The 21,900-nt window shown below is 38.3% G+C and carries 19 protein-coding genes; 10 read left to right on the top strand and 9 right to left on the bottom strand.

Annotated elements, in window-relative coordinates:
• Positions 1-56: 56 nt before the first annotated feature.
• From ACB088_RS08745 to ACB088_RS08725, 5 genes are all read right to left on the bottom strand, one after another.
• Positions 57-974, bottom strand: a complete 918-nt coding sequence (locus ACB088_RS08745; RefSeq protein WP_003651250.1) for a LysR family transcriptional regulator — start codon at positions 972-974, stop codon at positions 57-59.
• A 101-nt stretch (positions 975-1,075) separates the two neighbouring features.
• Complete coding sequence (locus ACB088_RS08740; protein WP_035357515.1) at positions 1,076-2,494, bottom strand: PLP-dependent aminotransferase family protein; 1,419 nt, start codon at positions 2,492-2,494, stop codon at positions 1,076-1,078.
• Between the two features lie 98 nt (positions 2,495-2,592).
• A complete protein-coding gene (locus ACB088_RS08735; protein ID WP_003651253.1) occupies positions 2,593-2,727 on the bottom strand; it encodes a hypothetical protein in 135 nt (44 codons plus the stop codon).
• Positions 2,728-2,742: 15 nt separating this feature from the next.
• Complete coding sequence (gene cydB, locus ACB088_RS08730; RefSeq protein ID WP_003651254.1) at positions 2,743-3,750, bottom strand: cytochrome d ubiquinol oxidase subunit II; 1,008 nt, start codon at positions 3,748-3,750, stop codon at positions 2,743-2,745.
• Entirely contained in the window at positions 3,743-5,188 is a 1,446-nt protein-coding gene (locus ACB088_RS08725; RefSeq protein WP_045436368.1) for a cytochrome ubiquinol oxidase subunit I, read from the bottom strand. The genes cydB and ACB088_RS08725 overlap by 8 nt, the downstream gene beginning before the upstream one ends.
• A gap of 654 nt (positions 5,189-5,842) precedes the next feature.
• Between ACB088_RS08725 and ACB088_RS08720 the strand changes: the two genes are divergently transcribed.
• The 4 genes from ACB088_RS08720 (at position 5,843) to ACB088_RS08705 (ending at position 11,300) form a co-directional block, all read left to right on the top strand.
• Positions 5,843-6,661 (top strand): hypothetical protein, encoded by an 819-nt coding sequence (locus ACB088_RS08720; RefSeq protein ID WP_375038664.1) that lies wholly within the window; start codon positions 5,843-5,845, stop codon positions 6,659-6,661.
• Positions 6,662-6,778: 117 nt separating this feature from the next.
• Positions 6,779-8,074, top strand: a complete 1,296-nt coding sequence (locus tag ACB088_RS08715; RefSeq protein WP_375038663.1) for an acyl-CoA dehydrogenase family protein — start codon at positions 6,779-6,781, stop codon at positions 8,072-8,074.
• A gap of 175 nt (positions 8,075-8,249) precedes the next feature.
• Positions 8,250-9,641 carry an LLM class flavin-dependent oxidoreductase gene (locus ACB088_RS08710; RefSeq protein ID WP_375038662.1) on the top strand — a complete coding sequence of 464 codons (1,392 nt, stop codon included), beginning with the start codon at positions 8,250-8,252 and terminating at the stop codon, positions 9,639-9,641.
• A 192-nt stretch (positions 9,642-9,833) separates the two neighbouring features.
• Positions 9,834-11,300 (top strand): MFS transporter, encoded by a 1,467-nt coding sequence (locus ACB088_RS08705; protein ID WP_231761337.1) that lies wholly within the window; start codon positions 9,834-9,836, stop codon positions 11,298-11,300.
• Between the two features lie 61 nt (positions 11,301-11,361).
• Here ACB088_RS08705 and ACB088_RS08700 read toward each other — a convergent pair whose 3' ends face one another.
• Complete coding sequence (locus tag ACB088_RS08700; RefSeq protein ID WP_375038661.1) at positions 11,362-12,546, bottom strand: hypothetical protein; 1,185 nt, start codon at positions 12,544-12,546, stop codon at positions 11,362-11,364.
• Between the two features lie 441 nt (positions 12,547-12,987).
• Between ACB088_RS08700 and tauA the strand changes: the two genes are divergently transcribed.
• From tauA to tauD, 4 genes are read left to right on the top strand one after another with little or no spacing between them, the layout of a single operon-like run.
• A complete protein-coding gene (gene tauA, locus ACB088_RS08695) occupies positions 12,988-14,028 on the top strand; it encodes a taurine ABC transporter substrate-binding protein (protein ID WP_375038660.1) in 1,041 nt (346 codons plus the stop codon).
• Positions 14,029-14,037: 9 nt separating this feature from the next.
• The gene (locus ACB088_RS08690; protein ID WP_375038659.1) at positions 14,038-14,832 is read left to right on the top strand and encodes a taurine ABC transporter ATP-binding protein; all 795 of its coding nucleotides are present in this window, start codon (positions 14,038-14,040) and stop codon (positions 14,830-14,832) included.
• Positions 14,829-15,698 carry a taurine ABC transporter permease TauC gene (gene tauC / locus ACB088_RS08685; RefSeq protein ID WP_375038657.1) on the top strand — a complete coding sequence of 290 codons (870 nt, stop codon included), beginning with the start codon at positions 14,829-14,831 and terminating at the stop codon, positions 15,696-15,698. Before ACB088_RS08690 ends, tauC begins: the two co-directional genes overlap by 4 nt.
• 8 nt (positions 15,699-15,706) lie before the next feature.
• On the top strand, positions 15,707-16,588 hold the full coding sequence (gene tauD / locus ACB088_RS08680; RefSeq protein ID WP_375038656.1) for a taurine dioxygenase: 882 nt from the start codon (positions 15,707-15,709) through the stop codon (positions 16,586-16,588).
• A gap of 70 nt (positions 16,589-16,658) precedes the next feature.
• On the opposite strand, the gene ACB088_RS08675 is transcribed toward tauD, so the two are convergent.
• Together ACB088_RS08675 and ACB088_RS08670 are read right to left on the bottom strand one after the other, a co-directional pair.
• Entirely contained in the window at positions 16,659-17,393 is a 735-nt protein-coding gene (locus tag ACB088_RS08675) for an aspartate/glutamate racemase family protein (RefSeq protein ID WP_375038794.1), read from the bottom strand.
• An 11-nt stretch (positions 17,394-17,404) separates the two neighbouring features.
• A complete protein-coding gene (locus tag ACB088_RS08670; protein WP_375038655.1) occupies positions 17,405-18,865 on the bottom strand; it encodes an NCS1 family nucleobase:cation symporter-1 in 1,461 nt (486 codons plus the stop codon).
• Positions 18,866-19,263: 398 nt separating this feature from the next.
• Between ACB088_RS08670 and ACB088_RS08665 the strand changes: the two genes are divergently transcribed.
• Positions 19,264-20,013, top strand: coding sequence for a GntR family transcriptional regulator (locus ACB088_RS08665; RefSeq protein ID WP_375038654.1), 750 nt, complete (start codon positions 19,264-19,266; stop codon positions 20,011-20,013).
• A gap of 39 nt (positions 20,014-20,052) precedes the next feature.
• Here ACB088_RS08665 and ACB088_RS08660 read toward each other — a convergent pair whose 3' ends face one another.
• Positions 20,053-20,943, bottom strand: a complete 891-nt coding sequence (locus ACB088_RS08660; RefSeq protein ID WP_375038653.1) for a LysR substrate-binding domain-containing protein — start codon at positions 20,941-20,943, stop codon at positions 20,053-20,055.
• A gap of 196 nt (positions 20,944-21,139) precedes the next feature.
• On the opposite strand from ACB088_RS08660, the gene ACB088_RS08655 reads away from it, so the two are divergent.
• Complete coding sequence (locus tag ACB088_RS08655; protein WP_001043290.1) at positions 21,140-21,826, top strand: hydrolase; 687 nt, start codon at positions 21,140-21,142, stop codon at positions 21,824-21,826.
• The last annotated feature ends 74 nt before the right edge of the window (positions 21,827-21,900 follow it).

Below are 21,900 nucleotides of genomic sequence, written 5' to 3'. Positions count from 1 at the left end.
GCATCCACGGCTTAAATAAAAAGGGCTGTTGTTATACAAAACAACGGCCCTTATTTTTATCTTTTAAAATTAGAAGCAAACATACGACACTCAGCAATCAGTGCGAGTAAGTTTGGATCTCGTTCTTTACTTTTTAAGAAAACCAAACCAATTTCTTGTTGCATATGATATTGCTGTTTTAGGGGAATAAGCTTAACTGAGCTTTCATAAACCGCCGAAATACGACCCGGTAAAAGGGCAAAACCAACGCCTGAACTGACCATACTAATTAAGGTAAAAATATCGTTCACTTGCAAAGCAACTTTAGGAGAAAAACCTGCTTTCTTAAAAATAATATCGCTATCGTTATGGGTCGCAAAGCCTTTGGTTAAGGTGAGGAAGGTCTCTTCTTTTAATAAACTTAAATCAATGTCTTTAAACTCTGCATATTTAGAATCTTTGTTTACCGCCAGAAAAATATCATCTGAAAACATTGGCAAAATTTCAAAGTCATCATCTTGAGTGGTTTCATTGAGTGCCACAATAATCGCATCAAGTTCCGTTGCTTTAAGCTTTTTAACTAAATCTTGATTTGAGCTCAGTAACAGTTGAATATCTAGCTCACTACGTCTTAATTTAAGGCCACTAATCACATTTGGAATTGTTTTGACAGTCAAAGAATAAAGAGAACCTAAATGTAAAACTTTTGCCGCAAATCCAGCAGCTTCTCTCGTTTTATTAACGGTTATAAAAATGTCCTGTACGATTTTTTGCGCCCGTTCTTCAAATACATAGGCACTTTTTAACGGAATGAGATTACGTCCTTCATTTTTAAAAAGCGGGCAACGCAAAGCACTTTCTAAAGAGTGCAATGCTTTGTGAACACTGACATTGCTAAGCTCCATTTCTGTCGCTGTTTTAGATAAATTGCCACAGCGCATAAATGCTAAAAAAATCTGTATCTTTTTAAGGGTGAGTTCTTCATCAATTTCCATATTAATCCCTTGAACCTGTTTCCTTTAAAAATATAGATTTAAGCTATAAAGTTACCACAAAATCACCACTATAAAATTGTGCTTAGGTCGAAGTACTTTATTTAAGAAACAGCTTCAACTCTTTGTTGAATTGTCTTAATGATTTGTTCTAATGCACTTTGAATTTTAGGTGTCGATTCAAAAGAGCAGTTGATTCTTAAATAATGCTGCTGCGCGGGTAAAACACTAAACAATGGGCTTGGAGCTACCCCAATGTTTTGTTGAATTAACTCTTCATAAATTTGCATACTATCTAAACTATTCGGCAGCTTAACCCAAAGAAAATAACCACTTGGGTAATAATACACTTCGCAAGATGGTGGCAGATGTTGCTTTAAATAATGATAAAACTGCTTTTTATAACGCTCAAGTGAAAGCCTGAGAGTACGTAAGTGCTTTTCATAGTGATGATGAGACAAAAACTCGACTAATGCATTTTGAATGAGTGCATTCACTGAAATGGTACTCATAAGTTGTAAGTGTTGAATATGGTCTGAAAACTTCCCCGCATAGACCCAACCTACTCGAAAACCTGCACCTAGAGTTTTAGAAAAAGACGAGCAGTGGAGCACTAGATTTTGCTGATCAAAATACTTCATTGAAAGTGGCTTTTGTCCGCCATAAAACAGCTCTTCATAGACATCATCTTCAATCAAATAAATCTGGTGCTCATGAAGCAATTTGGCAATTTTATATTTAATCTCATCGCTGACTGTAAACCCAATTGGATTATGGCTATTGAGCATGAGCCAACATACTTTAATTGGATAATTGTTAATGACCTGTTCAAAAGCTTCTAGATCAAAACCATGTTGAGGATGTTCAGGAATGGTAATAACTTTTAGCCCTAAACGTTCTGCTGCCTGCCAAGCTCCATAAAATACGTTTTGCTGTAATAAAATATAGTCGCCTGGTTGAGCAACGGCTTGTAAAGAGAGATTGAGCGCATCCAATCCTCCAGATGTAATGACAATGTCATCTGGGTCGGTTTGAATCCCTTGCATACAGTAGCGTTGAGCAATGAGTTTTCGTAAAGCTAAATTACCCGGAGGTAGGCTTGTAGTTTGGTCGTAACTTTGTTTTTGGCGGGCAAGCTGCCCCATAATCTGAATTAATTTTGGTGCATATAAAAGCTGACTATCGGGAAAGGCCGAACCAAAAGGGATGACAGACTCATGTTGAATCGATTTAAGATATTTAAAAACTAAAGAGTTAATTTCAATTTTAGAATTGAGTGAAACAACAGAATATTGCTCTAAAGGTTTAAGCGTAATTTGCTCGGCAACGAAGTATCCCGATTTTTCTTTGGAATAGATCAAACCTTGAGATTCAAGCTCTTGGTAAGCATTCATTACCGTCATTAAACTAAAACCAGAGCGTTGCACCTGATCTCTTAACGAAGGTAACTTCTCGTGTGCATTTAAAGTGCCGCTCTCAATGAGTTGGCGAATGCTATGGGCAAGTTGTTCTGATTTATACATGTATTGGCTGCACGAAATGACAAAATGAAAGATGCACTTAATCAATAATAAATGCCGTTTGTAGAATCTACAAACGGCATTTGCTTATAAAAATAAGTTTACTTTAGGTAAGGGGCTGCATAAATCAATATCACTTTAAACAAACCGGCAATAACAGCTAATGCTAAAAAACCACCTAGCCATAGCAAAATAAACCATTGGGTTTGAGACAGTTTAGAAGATAAATTTTTCATAAAACCCTCCTAACTTTAATGATAGCCTTCATCACCTACACGTACTTTGTCACGGAATACCCAGTAAGACACAATAGTGTAAGCAATAATGATTGGAATCAGAATGAGCGCACCGACTAAAGCAAACAGTTGGCTTGAATGTGGAGCTGCGGCTTGCCAGATGGTGACTGATGGCGGAATAATATAAGGCCATAAACTAATCACAAAACCTGTAAATGCAAGGAAAACGAGGGCTAGCGTATATATAAATGGTTTAAGGTCATGTTGCTGCTTTTTACACGCCGATAAAATCAGGCCAACAAACAATAAGACCAAAATAGGTACAGGGCTAAAATAGAACAGATTAGGTAAAGAGAACCAGCGATCTGCGATTTCAGGATGAGTCAACGGAGTATATAGACTCACTCCACCAAAAATAATGAGCAATGCAATAATCAGCTTTGGCATAAGCTCATACATACGTTGCTGCAAGCCTTTTTCGGTTTTTAAAATAAGCCATCCACATCCTAAAGTGGCATACATGGCAACTACACCAATACCAGTAAAGAAGGTAAATGGTGTCAACCAATCAAGTGATCCGCCAGAAAAAATACCATTGGTGGTTTTAATACCTTGAATATAGGCACCCAAGATGATGCCTTGAAGAAAGCTAGTTAACACTGAACCCCAAATAAAAGCTAAGTCCCAAAGGTATTTGGTGCGATGAGCTTTAAAGCGGAATTCAAATGCGACTCCACGGAAAATTAAGGCAATGACCATAAAAATAATAGGTAAATACAGTGCCGATAAAACCGTTGAGTAAACTAGTGGAAATGCAGCATATAGCCCAGCTCCACCCAGTACCATCCATGTTTCGTTGCCATCCCAGACAGGGGCTACGGTATTCATCATCACGTCACGTTCTTGGCTGTTCTTAATGAAAGGGAACATGATCCCGATTCCTAAGTCAAAGCCATCCATCACGACATAAATCATGACACCTAAACCGATAATACCGACCCATATTAAAGAAAGATCAATCATGACGGTTCTCCCCAGAATTTTGTTTACTGTCAATGTTTTCATCGACAGCACTGAGTGGGCGCATTGGTGTTTTAAAGTGTCCAACACCGCCTGCTTCCATATTTGGCGTATCGATAAATACAGGGCCTTTATTAATCAATTTTAAGGTGTAGTAGATACCGCTACCAAAAACGATGGTATATACCACTACAAAAATAAAGAGGCTAAGGCCGACTTGTTCTGCCGACACAGTATGAGATAAACCATCTTTAGTTCGTAGGATGCCATATACCACCCATGGTTGACGGCCGACTTCAGTAGTTACCCAACCTGCAAGCATGGCGATATAACCAGATGGGCCCATCACTAAAGCAAACTTATGGAACCATGAAGTTTCATAGAGTTTTCCACGCTTACGTAACCAAAGGGCTATTAAAGACAGCGTGACCATGAGTACGCCAAGCCCGACCATCACACGGAAGCTCCAGAAAACGATGGTTGAATTTGGTCGATCTTCAGGGGCGAAATCTTTTAAACCTGTAACTTGACCATCTAAACTGTGAGTTAAAATTAAACTACCTAAATATGGAACACCCACTTCAAAATGGTTTCGTTCTTCTTTCATATCTGGAATTGCAAAGAGTAACAGTGGCATAGGTTCATTGTGATTCGTTTCCCAATGACCTTCCATCGCTGCTAGTTTGGCAGGTTGATGCTCACGGGTATTTAAACCATGGTTATCACCAATTACGACTTGCAAACATGAAGTCACAAGCACCATCCATAGACCCATCGAGAACGATTTTTTTACCAATTCATCACGACGGCCTTTCACTAAGTGCCATGCAGAAGTTCCTACGACTAATAAAGAAGAAACTAAAAAGGCTGCTGCACCCATATGGGCAAAGCGATAAGGAAAGGATGGGTTAAAAACAATAGCGAACCAGTCTTTAGGAACAATAATGCCGTTTTCTATAGCGAAGCCTTGAGGGGTCTGCATCCAGCTATTGGACGATAAAATCCAGAACATGGAAATACAGGTACCAATCGCAACCATGAGTGTTGCAAAAAAGTGGGCTCTGGGACCGACACGTCCCCAACCAAACAACATAATGCCTAAGAACCCAGCTTCTAAAAAGAAGGCACTCAAGACTTCATAGGTAAGTAAAGGACCGGTAATACTTCCTGCAATACGAGAAAACTCACTCCAGTTGGTACCGAACTGATAACTCATGACCACGCCCGAGACCACACCCATACCAAAGGCAACGGCAAAGATCTTGATCCAGTATTTAAACAGATCTTTATAAATCGGGTTTTGGGTTCTTAACCACTTCCACTCTAAAACTGCTAAAAAGCAGGCAAGACCAATGGAGGTGGCTGGAAAAATAATATGAAAGGATACTGTGAAAGCAAATTGTATTCGTGCTAATTCTAAAGCGGTTAGACCGAGGCTCATATACATTCCCCCTGTGAACTAGCTGATGATGATTGATTGTGTTAAATACTTATTTTCAGGCAATAAAGTATTCTGACGATTGAACTTACTTCTGTGATAAATGTTCTTAGCAAGTAAAATGCCAGAAGGGCGAAGTAATATAATTGCTTGATATTTCAATAGAATAGACTGATTGATTGTTCTCAATCTGTTAACAAAGCTCATACTTGATGTTGCATTTGTAAAAATGCATGTTGCATTGAAACATTGATGAAATATCTGACGATGAACCATAGATCGTTTCATGAAAACTACCTACCTTAAGAAGTTTTCTTAATCATGCACTCACTCATTTTGTATATGTAGATACAGAAATTTTTTATAAAACTATAACAGTCCGAAGTCGTTATTATGGGTGCTATAGTTTTTTTTCAATTATCTGTAGCTATATATCCCTTCATCTAAAGTCCAAAATAAAAATGAACAAGATTTATGGCTAACCAAAATCAATCTTCAAAAACAGCATGAATGCGACTTTGGGTTTTACATATGAGCACAGGATAAATTTCTTCTTGTCTATTCCCTTGTTGTTTTGTATGAGGTCTGGTTGTTACGTAGGTTATTAAAGACCTTGGTTTAAGTGTAGCTCTTCTAAAATAGCTTGGATGTTAAAAAATGTTTATTACTTCTCAACTCAATATCCTAAATAAAATTATTAAAAATCAGGCTATTCCAGCACCTATAATGGCTCAATTAGAGCAAGCTTATGTTAATCTTGAAGCAACTTTATTAAGAGCAAAAGTCTTAAGAGACTTTTCTAAATCTCAAACTGTTTATTTAATTCAATCACATATTCATCCGCAGCAAAGCAGTTTGGCTTATCTATTTTCACCTTTTGTTTTTGCTAACCTCAATAAGCCTGCTATTTATACAACACCAGCGACAAAGCCCGTTCTTGCTATTCTCAATAAATATTATCAAGCTGAAAAGAAAGTTTTGTTTAAAGTAGATGAAGTTCTAGAGAGCCTAAAAATATATCTAGATTTAGAATTATCAGAGTTGAGTGAAATTGGGTTTATTTATTTAAGCTTAATCAAAGCGCTGTGCCGAAGTGATATCTCCACAATTTTTTTAATTACAAATTTAGATATAGACCTAGAGCATTTAGAAGAGCTTGCGTTGTTTTTAAAAGTCAAAATTTATTGGATTAATCCCCAACAAAATAGTGGTTTAAACGATCTAAATGATTTAGATATGCGTCAATTATTATTTAAAAATAAAGATGAAACTTATGTGAAATTGTGTGCTCAATTTGCCCAGCTAAATGCACAGCTTGTAGGCTTATGTGATACTTTTACCGCTTCTCAAATGACCCATTTAATTGATGATATGTTTTATTCGGAACATATTTTTGAGAAGTTATCTGTCTATTCAGAATATATGCAAACCTTATTGCAAAGTCAGCATAGTCTTCAAAAGAAAGAGATAGCTTAATGTTGGTAGGCATTTTCTGGCGTTATATGAAGAATGAATACTGTTATAAAAAAATAATCGTTTTCATGTGAAATAAATATTTTATGGTAAAAGCAAAGTAATCTTGGTTTTACATAAATGACAAATCTAAATTTTGAGCATCATCTCGGTTCACTAACTCACGCTGCACTTAGTCAGGCCTCAATCATTTCTCGGGTATGGGGTGAAGGGCCTTCTGAACGTTATGATGAATTGGCAAAAAATTTCAGGCCTACATTTGCACGCATTAAAGAAGGGGCTTTAATCCGTGAGGAACAGCATATTTTGCCATATGAACAACTTCAGTGGCTCAAAGATATTGGTTTTACACGGTTACGACTTCCTAAAGCACATGGTGGCTTTGAAGCATCCATTCCTGAATTGTTTGCATTGTTAATTGAACTTGCAGAAGCAGACTCAAATTTACCGCAAGCGTTGCGTGTGCACTTCGGTTTTACTGAAGATGTGTTGGTCAGCAAAAATAAAGAATTTCAACAGCGCTGGCTCAGCCGAATTGCACAAGGGGAAACGGTTGGTAGTGCTTGGTCTGAAGGTGGGAAAGAGTCAATCGATCAGTTTGATACTCATTTATATCGGGATGCTGACGGAAAAATTCGAGTTAAAGGTCAAAAATACTACACCACAGGTAGCCTATATGCGGACTGGGTTGACGTTGGTGTAACAGATTTAAATGGGGAGTCTGGCTCAGTCGTTGTGCGCCGTGAAGATGAAGGCGTTGAAATTATAGATGACTGGAATGGCTTTGGTCAGCAACTCACCGCAAGTGGCACGGCATATTTCCATGACGTATTGGTTAATGAAACCGAAATCTTACCTGATGATGATCGTTTTAAATATTCGGCTGCCTATTATCAACTTGTGCAACTGGCAATCATTACTGGTTTAGGACGAGCTGCGACATATGAGGTTTCCCAAGCGGTGGCTAAACGTACCCGAAACTATACTCATGCGAATGCCCAATTTGTAAAACAGGACCCACAAATTTTACAAGTAGTGGGACAAATCCGTGGCGCTGCTTACAGTGCAGGGGCGATTGTTGAAAAAGTGGCGCAAAGCATACAACGTGCTTATTTGGCAGCATTTCAAAATAATGAACAGCTTGAAGAAGAGCAAAATGCACTTGCCGAGCTTGAAAGTGCGCAGTCTCAAACAGTTATTACCGATTTAATCTTAAACGCATCTACCATTTTATTTGATGCATTAGGTGCTTCAGCAACAGACAAAGATTTAGGCCTAGATCGATACTGGCGTAATGTACGAACTTTATCTTCACATAACCCGAGAGTATTTAAAAATCGGATTGTGGGTGATTTTAGTGTGAATGGAACATTACCGCCTTATCAGTGGCGAATTGGTAACGTTGCTAAACAATAATTTAAAATTTTAGATATTAAGCTGCTAGTTTTTGCGGCTTAATATTATTTTTGTTTTAAAAATAATTTATAAAAATCTATTAGAATAAAATCATATTTTGTTTGGGGTTTATATTATAAAGAATAGATGAAAATTGCTTTAGTATAAAAGTAATTAAAATGTTGGTTGATATTTTATGACTAAGAAGATTAGTTTTAATGCTTTTGAAATGAACTGTATTGCACATCAATCTCCCGGATTATGGCGGCATCCTCAAGACCGATCTGTTGAATATAAAGATTTAGAATATTGGACAGATTTAGCACAAATTCTTGAGCGTGGTTTTTTTGACGGTATTTTTATTGCAGATGTGCTTGGTATTTATGACGTTTACCATCAGGGTGCTGAACATGCCTTAACAGGTGCGGTACAAGTTCCAGTCAATGATCCATTACAGATTGTGCCAGCCATGGCGGCAGTTACAAAGCACTTGGGCTTTGGTGTAACGACTTCCATCTCCTTTGAGCATCCTTATCCTTTTGCTAGACGTATTAGTACCCTAGACCATTTAACCAAAGGACGAGTTGGATGGAATATCGTGACTTCTTATTTAGAAAGTGGTTCAAAAAACTTAGGCCTAAAAACTCAGGTCAATCATGACAATCGTTATGATATTGCTGATGAGTATTTAGAAGTCCTTTACAAACTTTGGGAAGGTTCTTGGGAAGAAGGTTCGGTACTTCGTGATCGTGAAAGCGGTGTCTTTGCTGACCATAGAAAAGTGCATCCAATTCAGCATGAAGGTAAATACTTTACTGTACCGGGCATCCATATTTGTGAGCCATCACCACAGCGGACTCCGGTACTTTATCAAGCAGGTGCATCCTCACGCGGGCAGAAGTTTGCCAGCCAAAATGCCGAATGTGTATTCATTGCAGCGCCGTCTAAAATTGCCACTAAAAAAGTCGTGCAAGGCATTCGCCAAAAACTAGCTCAAGAAGGCCGCGACCCGTACTCAGTTAAAATTTATGCACTTTTGTCGATTGTCACTGGTGAAACCGATGCAAAAGCTCAGGCTAAGTTTAAAGAATATCAAAGCTATGGAAGCTATGATGGCGCTTTAACATTGCTGTCTGGCTGGTCAGGTGTTGATTTTTCACAATATCAACCGACTGACAAAGTTGAATATATTCAAACCAATGCGATTCAATCTTTATTAGACTCTTATGTAAATGCAGATCCAGAGCGTGTATGGACGATTGAGGAAATTGCAAACTGGAATAGCTTAGGTGGTAATGGCCCAGTATTGGTGGGCTCGGCAGAAACAGTTTCCGATGCTTTACAGCAGTGGGTTGAAGAAACCGATGTTGATGGCTTTAATCTTGCCTATATTTTGGCTCATCAAACCTTTGCTGATGTTGTCGAATTTATTGTTCCAGAGTTACAAAAACGTGGGGTATATCAAACCTCATATGCACAAGGAACATTAAGAGAAAAATTATTTGGTGCAGGTCCTTATTTACCTGAAAATCACCGCGGTGCTAAATATCGCAATCTAAAAGAATTAAAACTTGCTGAGGCGAGTTAATATTTTAAATAGTATTTAAATAAAGGCTGGTTAAATACCAGCTTTTATTTTGTCTTTTATATCGATTTTATTGCTGAGTTAATAATGAAAAAATAATTCTATAATTTAGATTAAAACATCAGATTAATTTGTTTTTGTATTATGTGAATAATCATTATTTTGTTTCTGTTATTAAAATTCAGGAATTATTAAGTGAGCACACAAGAACTCGATCATAACCAGCGTTATGAAATTAAATCTCCCGATGATGTTTCACAATTAATTTCCAAATTTGCAGGGAAGGGTAAGTCGAATAAAGTCATTTGGTTGGCACTGATTGGGGTATTTATTGATGCTTATGATTTAACAACACTCTCATTCGGTATTGAGCAGGTTATATCAGAGTTTTCTTTAAGCCCTGTCATGACGGGTGTGGTTGCTTCGGCAATTGTCTGCGGAACCATTGTTGGTAATTTAATTGGCGGTTGGCTAACGGATAAAATTGGCCGTTATCGGGTATTTATGGCGGACATGGTGCTGTTCGTCATTGCTGCAATTGTCGCAGGCTTTGCACCAAATGTTTGGGTTTTAATTTTAGCCAGATTTATTATGGGAATTAGTGTGGGGATCGATTTACCCGTCGCAATGTCCTACTTATCTGAATTTTCCAAATTTAACGGAAGTAGCAATAAAGCTGCCCGTTTAGCGGCATGGTGCCCAATGTGGTATGCGGCTTCTTCTGTCTGCTTTGGTCTGGTTCTGGCACTTTACTTTCTTTTACCGCCTGAACATAGCAACTGGTTATGGCGAGCATCTTTAATTTTTGGAGCAGTGCCTGCGTTACTCATTATTTTTATTCGCGGTAAATATTTAACCGAGTCACCAATTTGGCTTGCAAACCAAGGCGATTTAAAAGGGGCAGCTAAAGTTCTACAAGAGTCCTATGCAATTAATGCAGTCGCCACAGTCGAAAAAGTAGAAAGAACTGCTGAAAAGAAAAAGCGTGAGGGTTTTGCGGTTTTATTTAATAAAACTTATTTGCCAAGAACGATTGTGGCAATTGTGATTCATATTTCGGTGGCATTTCAGTACACCACCATTGCCTTCTTTTTACCTTCGATTTTGACGCGTTTCTTTCACACAGATGTTTTGACGACCATTACTACAACGCTCGGACTAAATTTATTGTTTGCATTTACGGGTGGGCTATTAGGCGTATTTGTTGCGAGCAGATTTAAATCTCGTCATGTGCTACTTACAGGTTTTTTACTTCAGTTTATTGCCCTCATTGCATTGGCATTGATTGGTGAACCGGGTAATAGCTTTTTACTCTACACCGCCATTGGCATGTTAGGTTTATGGCTCTTTGCGGAAGGTTTTGGACCGGGTGCGCAAATGATGGTCTATCCAACCATGGCTTATCCGGCTTCGATTCGTGGGGTTGGCGTTGGGTTTAACCGTGCAGTAACAGGTGTCGCTCAAGCAATTGCTTTGTTTGTGTTGCCAATTTGGATGGCGGGTTATAAAACGGATGTTTATCTGATTATTTCTATCTTTGCTTTTATTCCTTTAATTGTGATTGGACTACTGATTAAGTTTGAGCCTACCGCTCAAGATGTCGATGTCATCGATGAAGATAAAACAGAACTTCCTCTCAATAATTCACCGGTAATTGATTAGAGTGAAAATAGATATCTATATAAAAACAAAGGCCAACATCTGTTGGCCTTTGTTTTGTGGGTTAGAAATAATAAGCAAAAATCACAAACGCTTTTTTATTCCATTTATCATTGGTTCCACCAGCCGCAAGGCCTTCACTATCTCCTAAGTATGGGTCATGTTTGCCCATTAGCAACTCGGCTTGTACTGTCAATTTTTGATAGTTAAACGCAATGCCGGGTATAAAACGGGTTGAGTCTTTAAAGCCATCTTGTTCTTTTCGATAAGAACTATAGTTTAGGTACGGGCGCACTGAGGTAATTGGGCCAAACTGCTGAGGAAATAAATAGCTGAGTTCGGCTGAATAAATCTGACCTTTGGTTGCAGAGTTAAATGAATAATCGAAACCGCCTAAAGTCAGGTGGTCTTTATATTCAGTGTCGGCATTATCAATGTCTTGATAACCTGCTAAAAGTTGTAAATTCCATTGGTTATAATTGGTATTGCTAAAAACTGAATAGACTTGGCGGTCGCCATCTTGGCCTGAACGTTTGTTTTCAATGGTGGAATACCATGCAGAGGCACCAAGTTGGGTAGAGAAATTTTCTTGCCCTAAAACGTTCTTAAAGGTGTGAGCACCGCGAACAACAATCGAGTTCTTTTCTTTGGTATTGGTGCCTTGCGGTACAGAGTCATCCGCATTGACAGGGTTGATACTAAATCGACTCGAGTCTTTGCTTTTACCTCTATAGGTGCCACCATCGGTAGGATAAAAGGCGAGTTGTGCTTCATTGATTCCATCATTGAAGTCATATTTCACCCCAAGGTTGTGCACATCTTCCCAACCTGCACTATTGGCAATCCCTAAATAATAAGTATTTCCCCAAAAGCGACCCAAGCCAAAAGGAACTGGGTTTAAGCCAGCAATAATTTTACTGTTGTCATTAATTTTATAACCCAACCACGCATCGGTAAGCCAATTGGCATCACCTAAACGTCCATAATACTCATAGATCCGATAATCTAAACGGCCAATCCATTTGGGTGAGTTGTAATCCAACCATAATACTGCGTCGTTAAAGGAGAATTTACTCGTAGAGGGTTCAGAGTCAAAATCATAAACATATTTAGCCCGAACAGTACCACTCACTTTAAGTTGGCCTTCTTCAGCATTACCAAAGGTAAGGGCTGCATGGCTTGAAAGGCTGAATGTAATTAAAGTTGTCGCGATAAATATTTTTTTTAAAGTTTTGGGATGTTTAAACAAAAGATTCTTTCTCCTCTTAAAAAATAAAAATTAAATTTGCGTCATGTATAAACCAGAAAAAGATTTGTCCAAATCTTAATATTTGCAGAGGTTTTAAGATAAAAAGATAATAAAATCTGATTGTTATATAAAAGAATGAAAATTAATTAGATGCAAAACTCTGGATGCAAGAAGCAAAAATAAAAATGATGAAATGAGTAGGATAAAATAATTAGAGGGTGTGTGTCAGGTGTTCATCATCATGTATTTTTTGAATATCGTTTTTAATTATTGATATATAAGTATTTAAATTTTACCTCTAATCTGTAAGTTTGTTTAGTGTTTGCTTTTTACCAAAAGATAAAAACTTATAAGGAAAAGTTATTTATAAAAACCTGATAAGCAACTCATATTTTTTTATTTTTCATTATAAGGCCAGCTGCATACCATGAGCTTATATTATTGAAAGATCATGAAATTATGAGCACTAAGACCAAACCGTTGATTATCACGGCAATTGTTGTAGTCGCAATTGTTGCATTTATCGTATGGCAAAATAAGAAAGACAATAATACAAGTGCATCAGTTCGTGACAGCAAACCTGTTGTTATTGCTTATCAAACAGGGGTTGACCCAAGCAAAGTTGCGCAGGCCAATGGAGACTATGAAAAACACAGCCAGCGGACTATCCAATGGAAAAAATTTGATGCGGGTTCAGACGTTGTAAATGCACTCGCTTCAGGCGATGTTGTGCTTGGTAATATCGGATCAAGCCCACTTGCTGCTGCGGCAAGCCGTGATCTACCGATTGAAGTATTCTTAATTACTTCAAAACTTGGTGCATCTGAAGCCTTAGTGGTGAGCAATAAATCAGGCATTAAAACCCCTCAAGATTTAATTGGTAAAACCATTGCTGTACCTTTTGTTTCAACTACGCATTACAGCCTATTGTCTGCGCTTAAACATTGGAACATTCCAGAAGACAAAGTAAAAATTATTAACTTGCGTCCACCTGAAATTTCAGCTGCTTGGGAACGTGGTGATATTGATGCTGCCTATGTATGGGAACCTGCTTTAAGTAAAGCCAAAGCATCTGGTACGGTTTTAACCGACTCAAAACAAGTGGGTGAATGGGGTGCTCCAACTTATGACTTATGGGTGGTACGTAAAGATTTTGCAGAGAAAAACCCTGATTTCTTAAAAGCTTTTGTTAAAACTACGCTTGAGCAGCTTGAAAAATATAATCAAGATCCAGCTGCTTACGTTAAAAATGCCGATAACGTTGAGAAAATTGCTCAGTTAACAGGTTCTGATGCAAAAGATATCCCGCTTTTATTAAGTGGAAACATCTACCTTGACCACGCTCAGCAAAAACAAACCTTAGATGGCGACTTTGCGCAAAATATTTTTGATACAGCGAAGTTCTTAAAAGGTCAGGGTAAAGTCGACCAACTTAAAGCCGATTATAAAGGCAATGTGAACTCTTCATTTTTGCAGCCTTAAGGAGTTGTCATGAGTGTATTAGAAGCCAAACATATTCATCTGACTTTTCCTAAACAGCAGAAGCCAGTTTTACAAGACATTAACCTTAAAATTGAAGAAGGTTCTTTAACCGTCATTTTAGGTGAGTCTGGTTGTGGAAAAACAACTTTACTCAATATTCTGGCGGGTTTTCAAAAGCCAAGCTCAGGTGATGTGCTTGTAAATCATGAAGTAGTAAGTGGGCCAGATGTAACACGTGCTGTGGTGTTTCAGGATCATGCCTTACTTCCTTGGTTGAACGTTGCAGATAATGTTGGCTTCGCTTTGCAGTTAAAAGGTTTAAAGCGTGCGGATATCGAAGCACAAGTCACCGCAATTTTAAAAATTGTGGGTTTAAGTCACGTTGAAAAAGCCAATATCTGGGAACTTTCCGGTGGTATGAAACAACGTGTTGGTATTGCAAGAGCTTTGATTAGTCACGCGCCATTTATTTTATTAGATGAACCTTTTGCAGCACTCGATGCTTTTACACGTGAAAACATGCAGCAGTTAGTGCTTGATTTATGGATTCAGCAAAATAAAAGCTTCTTTTTAATTACCCATGACATTGAAGAAGCATTATTGCTCAGCAATCAGTTAGTTCTGATGACAGCCCATCCAGGCAAAATTGTAGAAACTCTACATCTCGATTTTGCTAAACGATATCGTGAGGGCGAGTCTATTCGCTCAATCAAGTCGGATCTTCAATTTATTCAGCTTAGAGAGCAGCTATTTGAAAGTTTAAGGGCACAAAAACAAAGCGGTAAGGAGGCGTTAACCACATGAGCACTAAAGATAACGTCTATGAATATGACAAAGCAGGGCTAAAACTTAAGCCAGATGTGCGAACAGAAAATGCTTCATTTTTATCATCATTTTTTGAGAAGCATCGAACTTTAGCAGTGAGCTTTATTAGTGTGGGAAGCGTGGTTGCGCTCTGGTTTCTCATTACGGCCTTGCATGTTGTACCTGAACTGTTTTTACCTAGCCCACAGGCAGTATGGCAAAAATTTATATCGGTAAGCCAAGAAGGCTTTATGAAAGCTACTTTGTGGCAACACTTGGCAGCTAGCATCTCTCGTGTATTTTTAGCTTTGATTGCTGCCGTAGTGATTGGTGTTCCGCTGGGTTTATGGATGGGACTAAACAAATGGGTTCGTGCTGTTCTAGATCCTTTGGTTGAATTATTACGCCCAATTCCACCGTTAGCATATTTGCCGTTACTCGTGATTTGGTTTGGGATTGGTGAAACCACAAAAGTACTTTTGATTTTCTTATCAATATTAGCACCCGTCATTATTAGTAGTGCGCATGGTGTGTTAAGTCATCAGCTTAATCGTGAACGTGCTGCGTTATCGCTCGGGGCAAGTCAGTCACAAGTATTTTGGCATGTCATTTTACCAACGGCCTTACCTCATATTATTACCGGTATCCGTATTGGTCTTGGGGTGGGTTGGTCAACATTGGTTGCAGCGGAGTTGGTTGCAGCGGACCGTGGTATTGGTTTTATGGTGCAGTCGGCCGCACAGTTCTTAATTACCGATACGGTGATTCTGGGCATTATTGTGATCGCGATTGTCGCAGTTAGTTTTGAGCTGTTTTTACGTTGGTTACAAAAACAGTTTTCTCCTTGGTATGGTCAGCAGTTGTAGTAAAGAAGATGAATACAGTAGTAGCAAACTTAAATATTGAAGTGATCAAGCCTACCATTGGCGCAATTATTCACGATATTGATTTGAATGCGTTAAATGAAAAGACGACGCAACAAATTCAGCAGGCTTTGCTTGATCATCAGGTCATTTTTTTTCGAAAGCAACAATTAGCGCCTCAAGCACAAGCAGATTTAGCACGTAGTTTTGGCACCTTACATGTGCACCCGATTTATCCTTCTATTGAAGATGTACCAGAAGTTATGGTGCTCGATAGCTGGAAACAAGACCTGCGTGACAATGAGCTTTGGCACACAGACGTCACTTTTAGCAAAAATCCGCCATTAGGATGCGTGTTGCAAGCCATTAAAATTCCACCTGTAGGTGGCGATACGTTATGGTCAAGTAATACAGCAGCTTTTAAAGGTCTTCCGCTTGAGTTACAGCAAAAATTACGTGGTTTAATGGCGACACACGATATTCGTAAATCTTTTCCACTTGATCGTTTTGCCCATAACGAAGAAGAGCGTGAAAAGCTTTTACAAACCTTTAAGCGTAATCCGCCAGTGGTTCATCCCGTTGTGCGTACCCATCCGGTCACAGGTGAGCCTTTGTTGTTTGTTAGTGAAGGCTTTACCACTCGAATTAATGAGTTAGCAGAAGACGAAAGTGAGCAGTTACTTAACTTTTTGTTTCAACATGCGACTCAAGAACAGTTTCATTTGCGTTGGAAGTGGCAAGATGGTGATGTCGCGATTTGGGATAACCGTTGCACACAACATAAAGCATTATTTGATTATGGCGATGCTCATCGCATCATGCACCGTGCAACTATTAACGGTGATGTGCCATTTTATAAAGAAGAACAACAGCCAGAGTTAGCCGAGGTTTAATTCTTTTAATTTCTTTTTGTTTCAATTCCAACGCAGTGTTTTGAGTTGGAATTGAAACAGTAACTTATCTCTAGTGTGTTCCAAAACTAGACAATATGCCTGTGTAGTTCTTTACAGGAGGCGAGGCCCAATCTCCAACTTTGCTGGTTTTTAAATTTAACTGAACTAATATTTCAGCTTGTTTAACGGCTGCTGTTACGCCGTCAATAACAACAACTCCTAATTCATTTTGCAGCTTTAGACATAAATCACTCATACCTGCACAGCCCAAAACAATTGCATCACTTTTATCTTCAGCTAGCGCTTTTTTGCACTCGTCTCGTACAATTCGATAAGCGTTTGAGTCAGGAAGCTCCAACTCTTCAACTGCGATATCACAAGCTCGAACATTTTTGCAAAAGGGTTGAGCGCCATAGCGATGAGCCAGATGCCAGCTCATATTCACTGTGCGTTGTAAAGTAGTGACCACACTAAAACCAGTACTCACATAACTTGCAGTTCGCATGGCTGCTTCAGCAATCCCAATTACAGGTGCTGAAGTAATTTCACGGGCAGCATAAAGCGCAGGGTCACCAAAACAGGCAATGATATAAGCATCTATATTTAGCTGTTCACCTTGGCGAATTTCCTCCAGCACACCTACTGCACTTAGGGCTTCATCATAATAGCTTTCGATCGTTGCAGGGCCCATTTGAGGACTGACTGCAATTATTTGAGTATCAGTCCCCGCGACTATCTTTGCAGAAGCAGTAATTTTATCAGTCATGCTTTGAGTAGTATTGGGGTTAATAATTTTAATTTTAATTTTCATTGTACTTATACCTTAGTCATTACAGATTTTGCGTGGGCAAGTGGTTGGTTAAGAAATCGGTAAATGACGAAACCAAATCCCATACCAATAAACCAAGTGAAATTAGCCAGCGCAGACAATTGCGGTAAAAGCACACATAAAACAGGAATTAATGAAGCTGGAATTAAGGCATAAAAGGCAGAAAGGTTATAACCATTTTTGTACCAATACAAACCCTTAGGGTCTAATGTATATAAATCATCTACTACGATTTTTTGTTTTTTAACGAGGTAAAAGTCGGCTAGCAATACGCCAAAAAGTGGGCCGATAAATGCACCTAAAATATCAATGGTGTAGTGAATCACTTGAGGGTTATTGAACAGATTCCATGGGGTGATGAAAATTGAACCTACTGCTGCAATCATTCCACCCATACGCCAGCTAATTTTGCTCGGTGAAACATTCGAAAAATCAAAGGCAGGCGAAACAAAGTTAGCGACAATATTAATCCCGATGGTCGCAATCATTAAGGTCAAGCTGCCTAAAATGACTACAAAAGTGTTATCCAATTTGCCAACCATTTCGACAGGGTCGGTAATGAGTTTGCCGTAAACAGGTAGCGTTGCTGCAATACAAACCACGGTAAGTAAAGAAAAGCCTAGAAAGTTAATGGGTAAACCAAGAAAGTTGCCCATTTTAATGGCACTAAAACTTTTGCCGTAACGAGCGAAGTCGCCAAAGTTCAGCATAGGCCCTGAAAAATATGAAACAACAAGCGCAATAGCACCAATCATGACAGGTACAACCGCGAAACCGTCGTATTGAACACCACTTAAGTTTAAATCAATATTTTGCCATCCAGCTTTCCAGATGAGCCATACTGCCATGGCAAACATCACAACGTAGACCGCGGGACCAGCCCAGTCGATGAACTTACGAATGCTGTCCATGCCAGACCAAAAAACAATAGCTTGTAGTAGCCAAAGCAGCATGAAGCCAACCCATCCTAAAAAGGACAGTCCAAGAAAGCCATAAGTTGAAACATCTGCATAGACTGTCCATTCCGGAAAGAACTTTAAAATGACCAATAAGAATGCACTTGAGGCTAAATAGGTTTGAATGCCATACCATGCGACAGCAATAAGACCACGAATAACGGCAGGAATATTTGCACCAAGCACACCGAAAGTTGCCCGACAAATAACAGGATAAGGCGTGCCAGTTTGTTGGCTAGACTTGGCAATCAGATTTGTAAAAAACTGAACAATTGCAATACCGATGAGTAAAGATAAAAGTACCTGCCAGCTATTTAGCCCAAGTGCAAAAAGGCTTCCGGCCATAACATAACCACCGACACTATGAACGTCAGACATCCAGAAGGCAAAAATATTGTAAGCACCCCATGTTTGCTTTTTTAAAGGGGCTAAATCTTGATTTGTCAGTTTTGCATCATAAGAAGGTTTAATTATTGCTTCGCTATTATTCATCTTGAACGCTCACTTCCCTAAGATGGTGGGTACTTTCAGCAGCTTTGGACTTCTGTCTAAAAGAATGAAATTAAAGTTGTGCACAATTTAATATTTAAATTGTGCACAATCGTAATTGAGCAAAAGTTATGCCAAATTCAGAAATCAAAGCTTGTGAGTTTTTCCGTTCAACTCATAGTTTGTGTATTGAGGGATAAATTAATGAAAGTTGGTCTGCTTAATCTGTTATAAAAAAATGAGTAAATTTAAAGGAATGGAAGAATCTTATAATGTTAAATCTTGAATAGATCTTCCAGCATAGATATTGTTCTTATGAGAGAAATATTTCCAAATGGTTAAGTTGAACTTACACTCTTCATAATAGATGATGCTGTAAATAAGATGTGCGTTAAGAAAAATTGGAGAAATTGATGTCATCGCATGCACCAAAAAAAGCCGTAGAAATGAGCAATGATGAAATTGATGACCATATATATAACGCTATTGTAGATGCCATTTTAAATAGGCAACTTACACCTGGAGCACGCTTGGTTGAAGCACCACTATGTGAGGCATTTGGTGTGACACGGGGAGTCTTAAGACGCGTTTTTGTTAAACTCGCCCATGATAAAGTTATCGAAATACAGCCCAATCGTGGGGCACTCATAGCAGAACATAGCCTTGATGAAACAAAAGAGGTCTTTGAAGCACGCAGCATGCTTGAAATCGCCACGGTAAAAAAACTTGCACAAAAGTCCCGTCACTTAGATTTTAGTGAGCTTAGAGCTTTAGTCGATCAAGAATCTCATGAGCGTTTAGCTGGAAATTGGGCTGAGTGGATTAAGCTATCAGGTAAATTTCACCTAAAGCTTGTTGAAGCTAATCAAAACATGATTATGACCAGCTATTTGCAGACACTTATTGCGAGAACATCATTGTTAATTGGTTTGTATGAAATTCCAAAACATAATAATTGTTCGGCAGATGAACATCGTGCAATTTTAGATGCTATTGAGCAAGGCGATGAAAAACGAGCAACTCAGTTGATGGAAGAGCATTTAGAACATTACGCGACGACATTTATTGAAGAAAACAGCGTAGTAACAGCAGAGCAAAATTTATTAAATTTATTTAAAAATAAGAAGATTGAAGCTACTCAAACCAACTAAAAAAAGTGGGCCAATTGTTATGGAAAAGGCCCAGACCACTTATTTTATAGGAGCGATTTGATGTGTTAAAAAATCGATAAATAGTTTTACTTTCTTCGACAAAATTTTACGGTTTGGCCATGTCACATATAAATGAAGTGGCTGACTGGTGTAGTCCTCCAAACATTTCTGTAATTTACCTTCCTGGTAGTAAGGCTCTGCAATAAACTCTGGAAGAAAGACAATACCGTGATCTTTTAGGCACATATCTAATAATAATTCGCCATTATTACAGGTCATCACAGGGAAACAATTAAAGGATATTTCTTTTTGATCTTTTTGGAAAATCAACTTCTTATGACGGCTATCTTGATAATAAATTAAAAATTTATGATCTTTGAGTTCCTCTAAAGAGGCGGGTAATCCATGCTGATTAAAATACTCAGGTGTTGCGTATAAGTAACGTTGATAGGTATTTAATATTTTACTATTTGCCAAATTTGGAGGAGAACCATCTACACGAATTGTTAAATCAAATTTATTATTATTCATATCTAATAATTGATCAGTCATGAACAAATCAATTTTGATGCTAGGGTATTTTTCAATAAAATCTGAAATTATATTTTGAAGAAAAATATTGCTAAAAGACATGGGGGTATTGAGCTTGAGTTCTCCTTCAGGGTACTGCTGATTGTAGCTAATTTCATAGGCAGCCCATTCAAACTCACTTAAAATGACTTTGCTATGTTGATAAAACTTTTCTCCACAAGAGGTGAGGTTCATCTGTCTTGTGGTTCTGGTTAATAGTGTGGTTTTTAGGTCATTTTCTAGGTAGCAAACACGTTTGGCAACCAAGTCGCGAGAGATATCGAGTGCTCTAGCTGCGCTACTAAAATTCCCATGTTCTACGACACTTACAAAAGTGGAAATACAGTCTAATCGATCCATGGATAAGCAAAAGTTAAAAAATATATATCAATGATTAAACTATAAAAATTAAAAAGCAATCATTGTTTTTATTGTATTCGTGCAGGATACAGATACGTGCTGATTTGCTGTCTATGCTTTTACATTTTTATCTGTTTTGATAGAGACCAGTAAGCAATTTCAATGCATTACTCATAAGGAATAATGGAGTTTACCCATGAATAAATCACTTTTAGAACAACTATCACCAACGAATTGTCAGGTTATTTTTATTGATCACCAGCCACAAATGGCTTTTGGGGTACAGTCAATAGACCGCCAAGTATTGAAAAATAATACGGTAGGTCTCGCAAAAGCAGCTAAAACTTTCAATATTCCTGTCACCATTACTACGGTTGAAACTGAAAGCTTCTCTGGGCATACCTATCCTGAGCTTTTAGATGTATTTCCAGATGCTCCATTATTAGAACGTACATCAATGAATTCATGGGATGACCAAAAAGTACGTGATTCACTTGCAAAAAATAATCGTAAGAAAGTGATTGTTTCAGGTTTATGGACTGAAGTGTGCAATAACACTTTTGCTTTTGGTGCCATGCTTGAAGGCGATTATGAAATTTATATGGTCGCGGATGCTTCTGGTGGCACATCGAAAGAAGCACATGACTATGCCATGCAACGTATGATTCAGGCTGGTGTTGTTCCTGTAACTTGGCAACAAGTATTACTTGAATGGCAGCGTGATTGGGCACACCGTGATACATATGATGCAGTCATGGCAATTGTACGTGAGCATTCTGGTGCTTATGGTATGGGCGTTGACTATGCTTATACAATGGTCCATAAGGCACCTGAACGTACCACATCAAAACACGAAGTACTTGCACCAGTTCCGGCAAAATAAAATAGTACTTATTTAGGTAAAGGCATGTCTAGTATTCAATATTGAAGTGATATTAATACGGATATGCCTTTATT

It is taken from the genome of Acinetobacter sp. RW6 (assembly GCF_041956835.1).
GTDB lineage: Bacteria > Pseudomonadota > Gammaproteobacteria > Pseudomonadales > Moraxellaceae > Acinetobacter > Acinetobacter calcoaceticus.
Note: the sequence above shows the minus strand (reverse complement) of the source record. Positions and strands in the feature narration are given on the sequence as shown.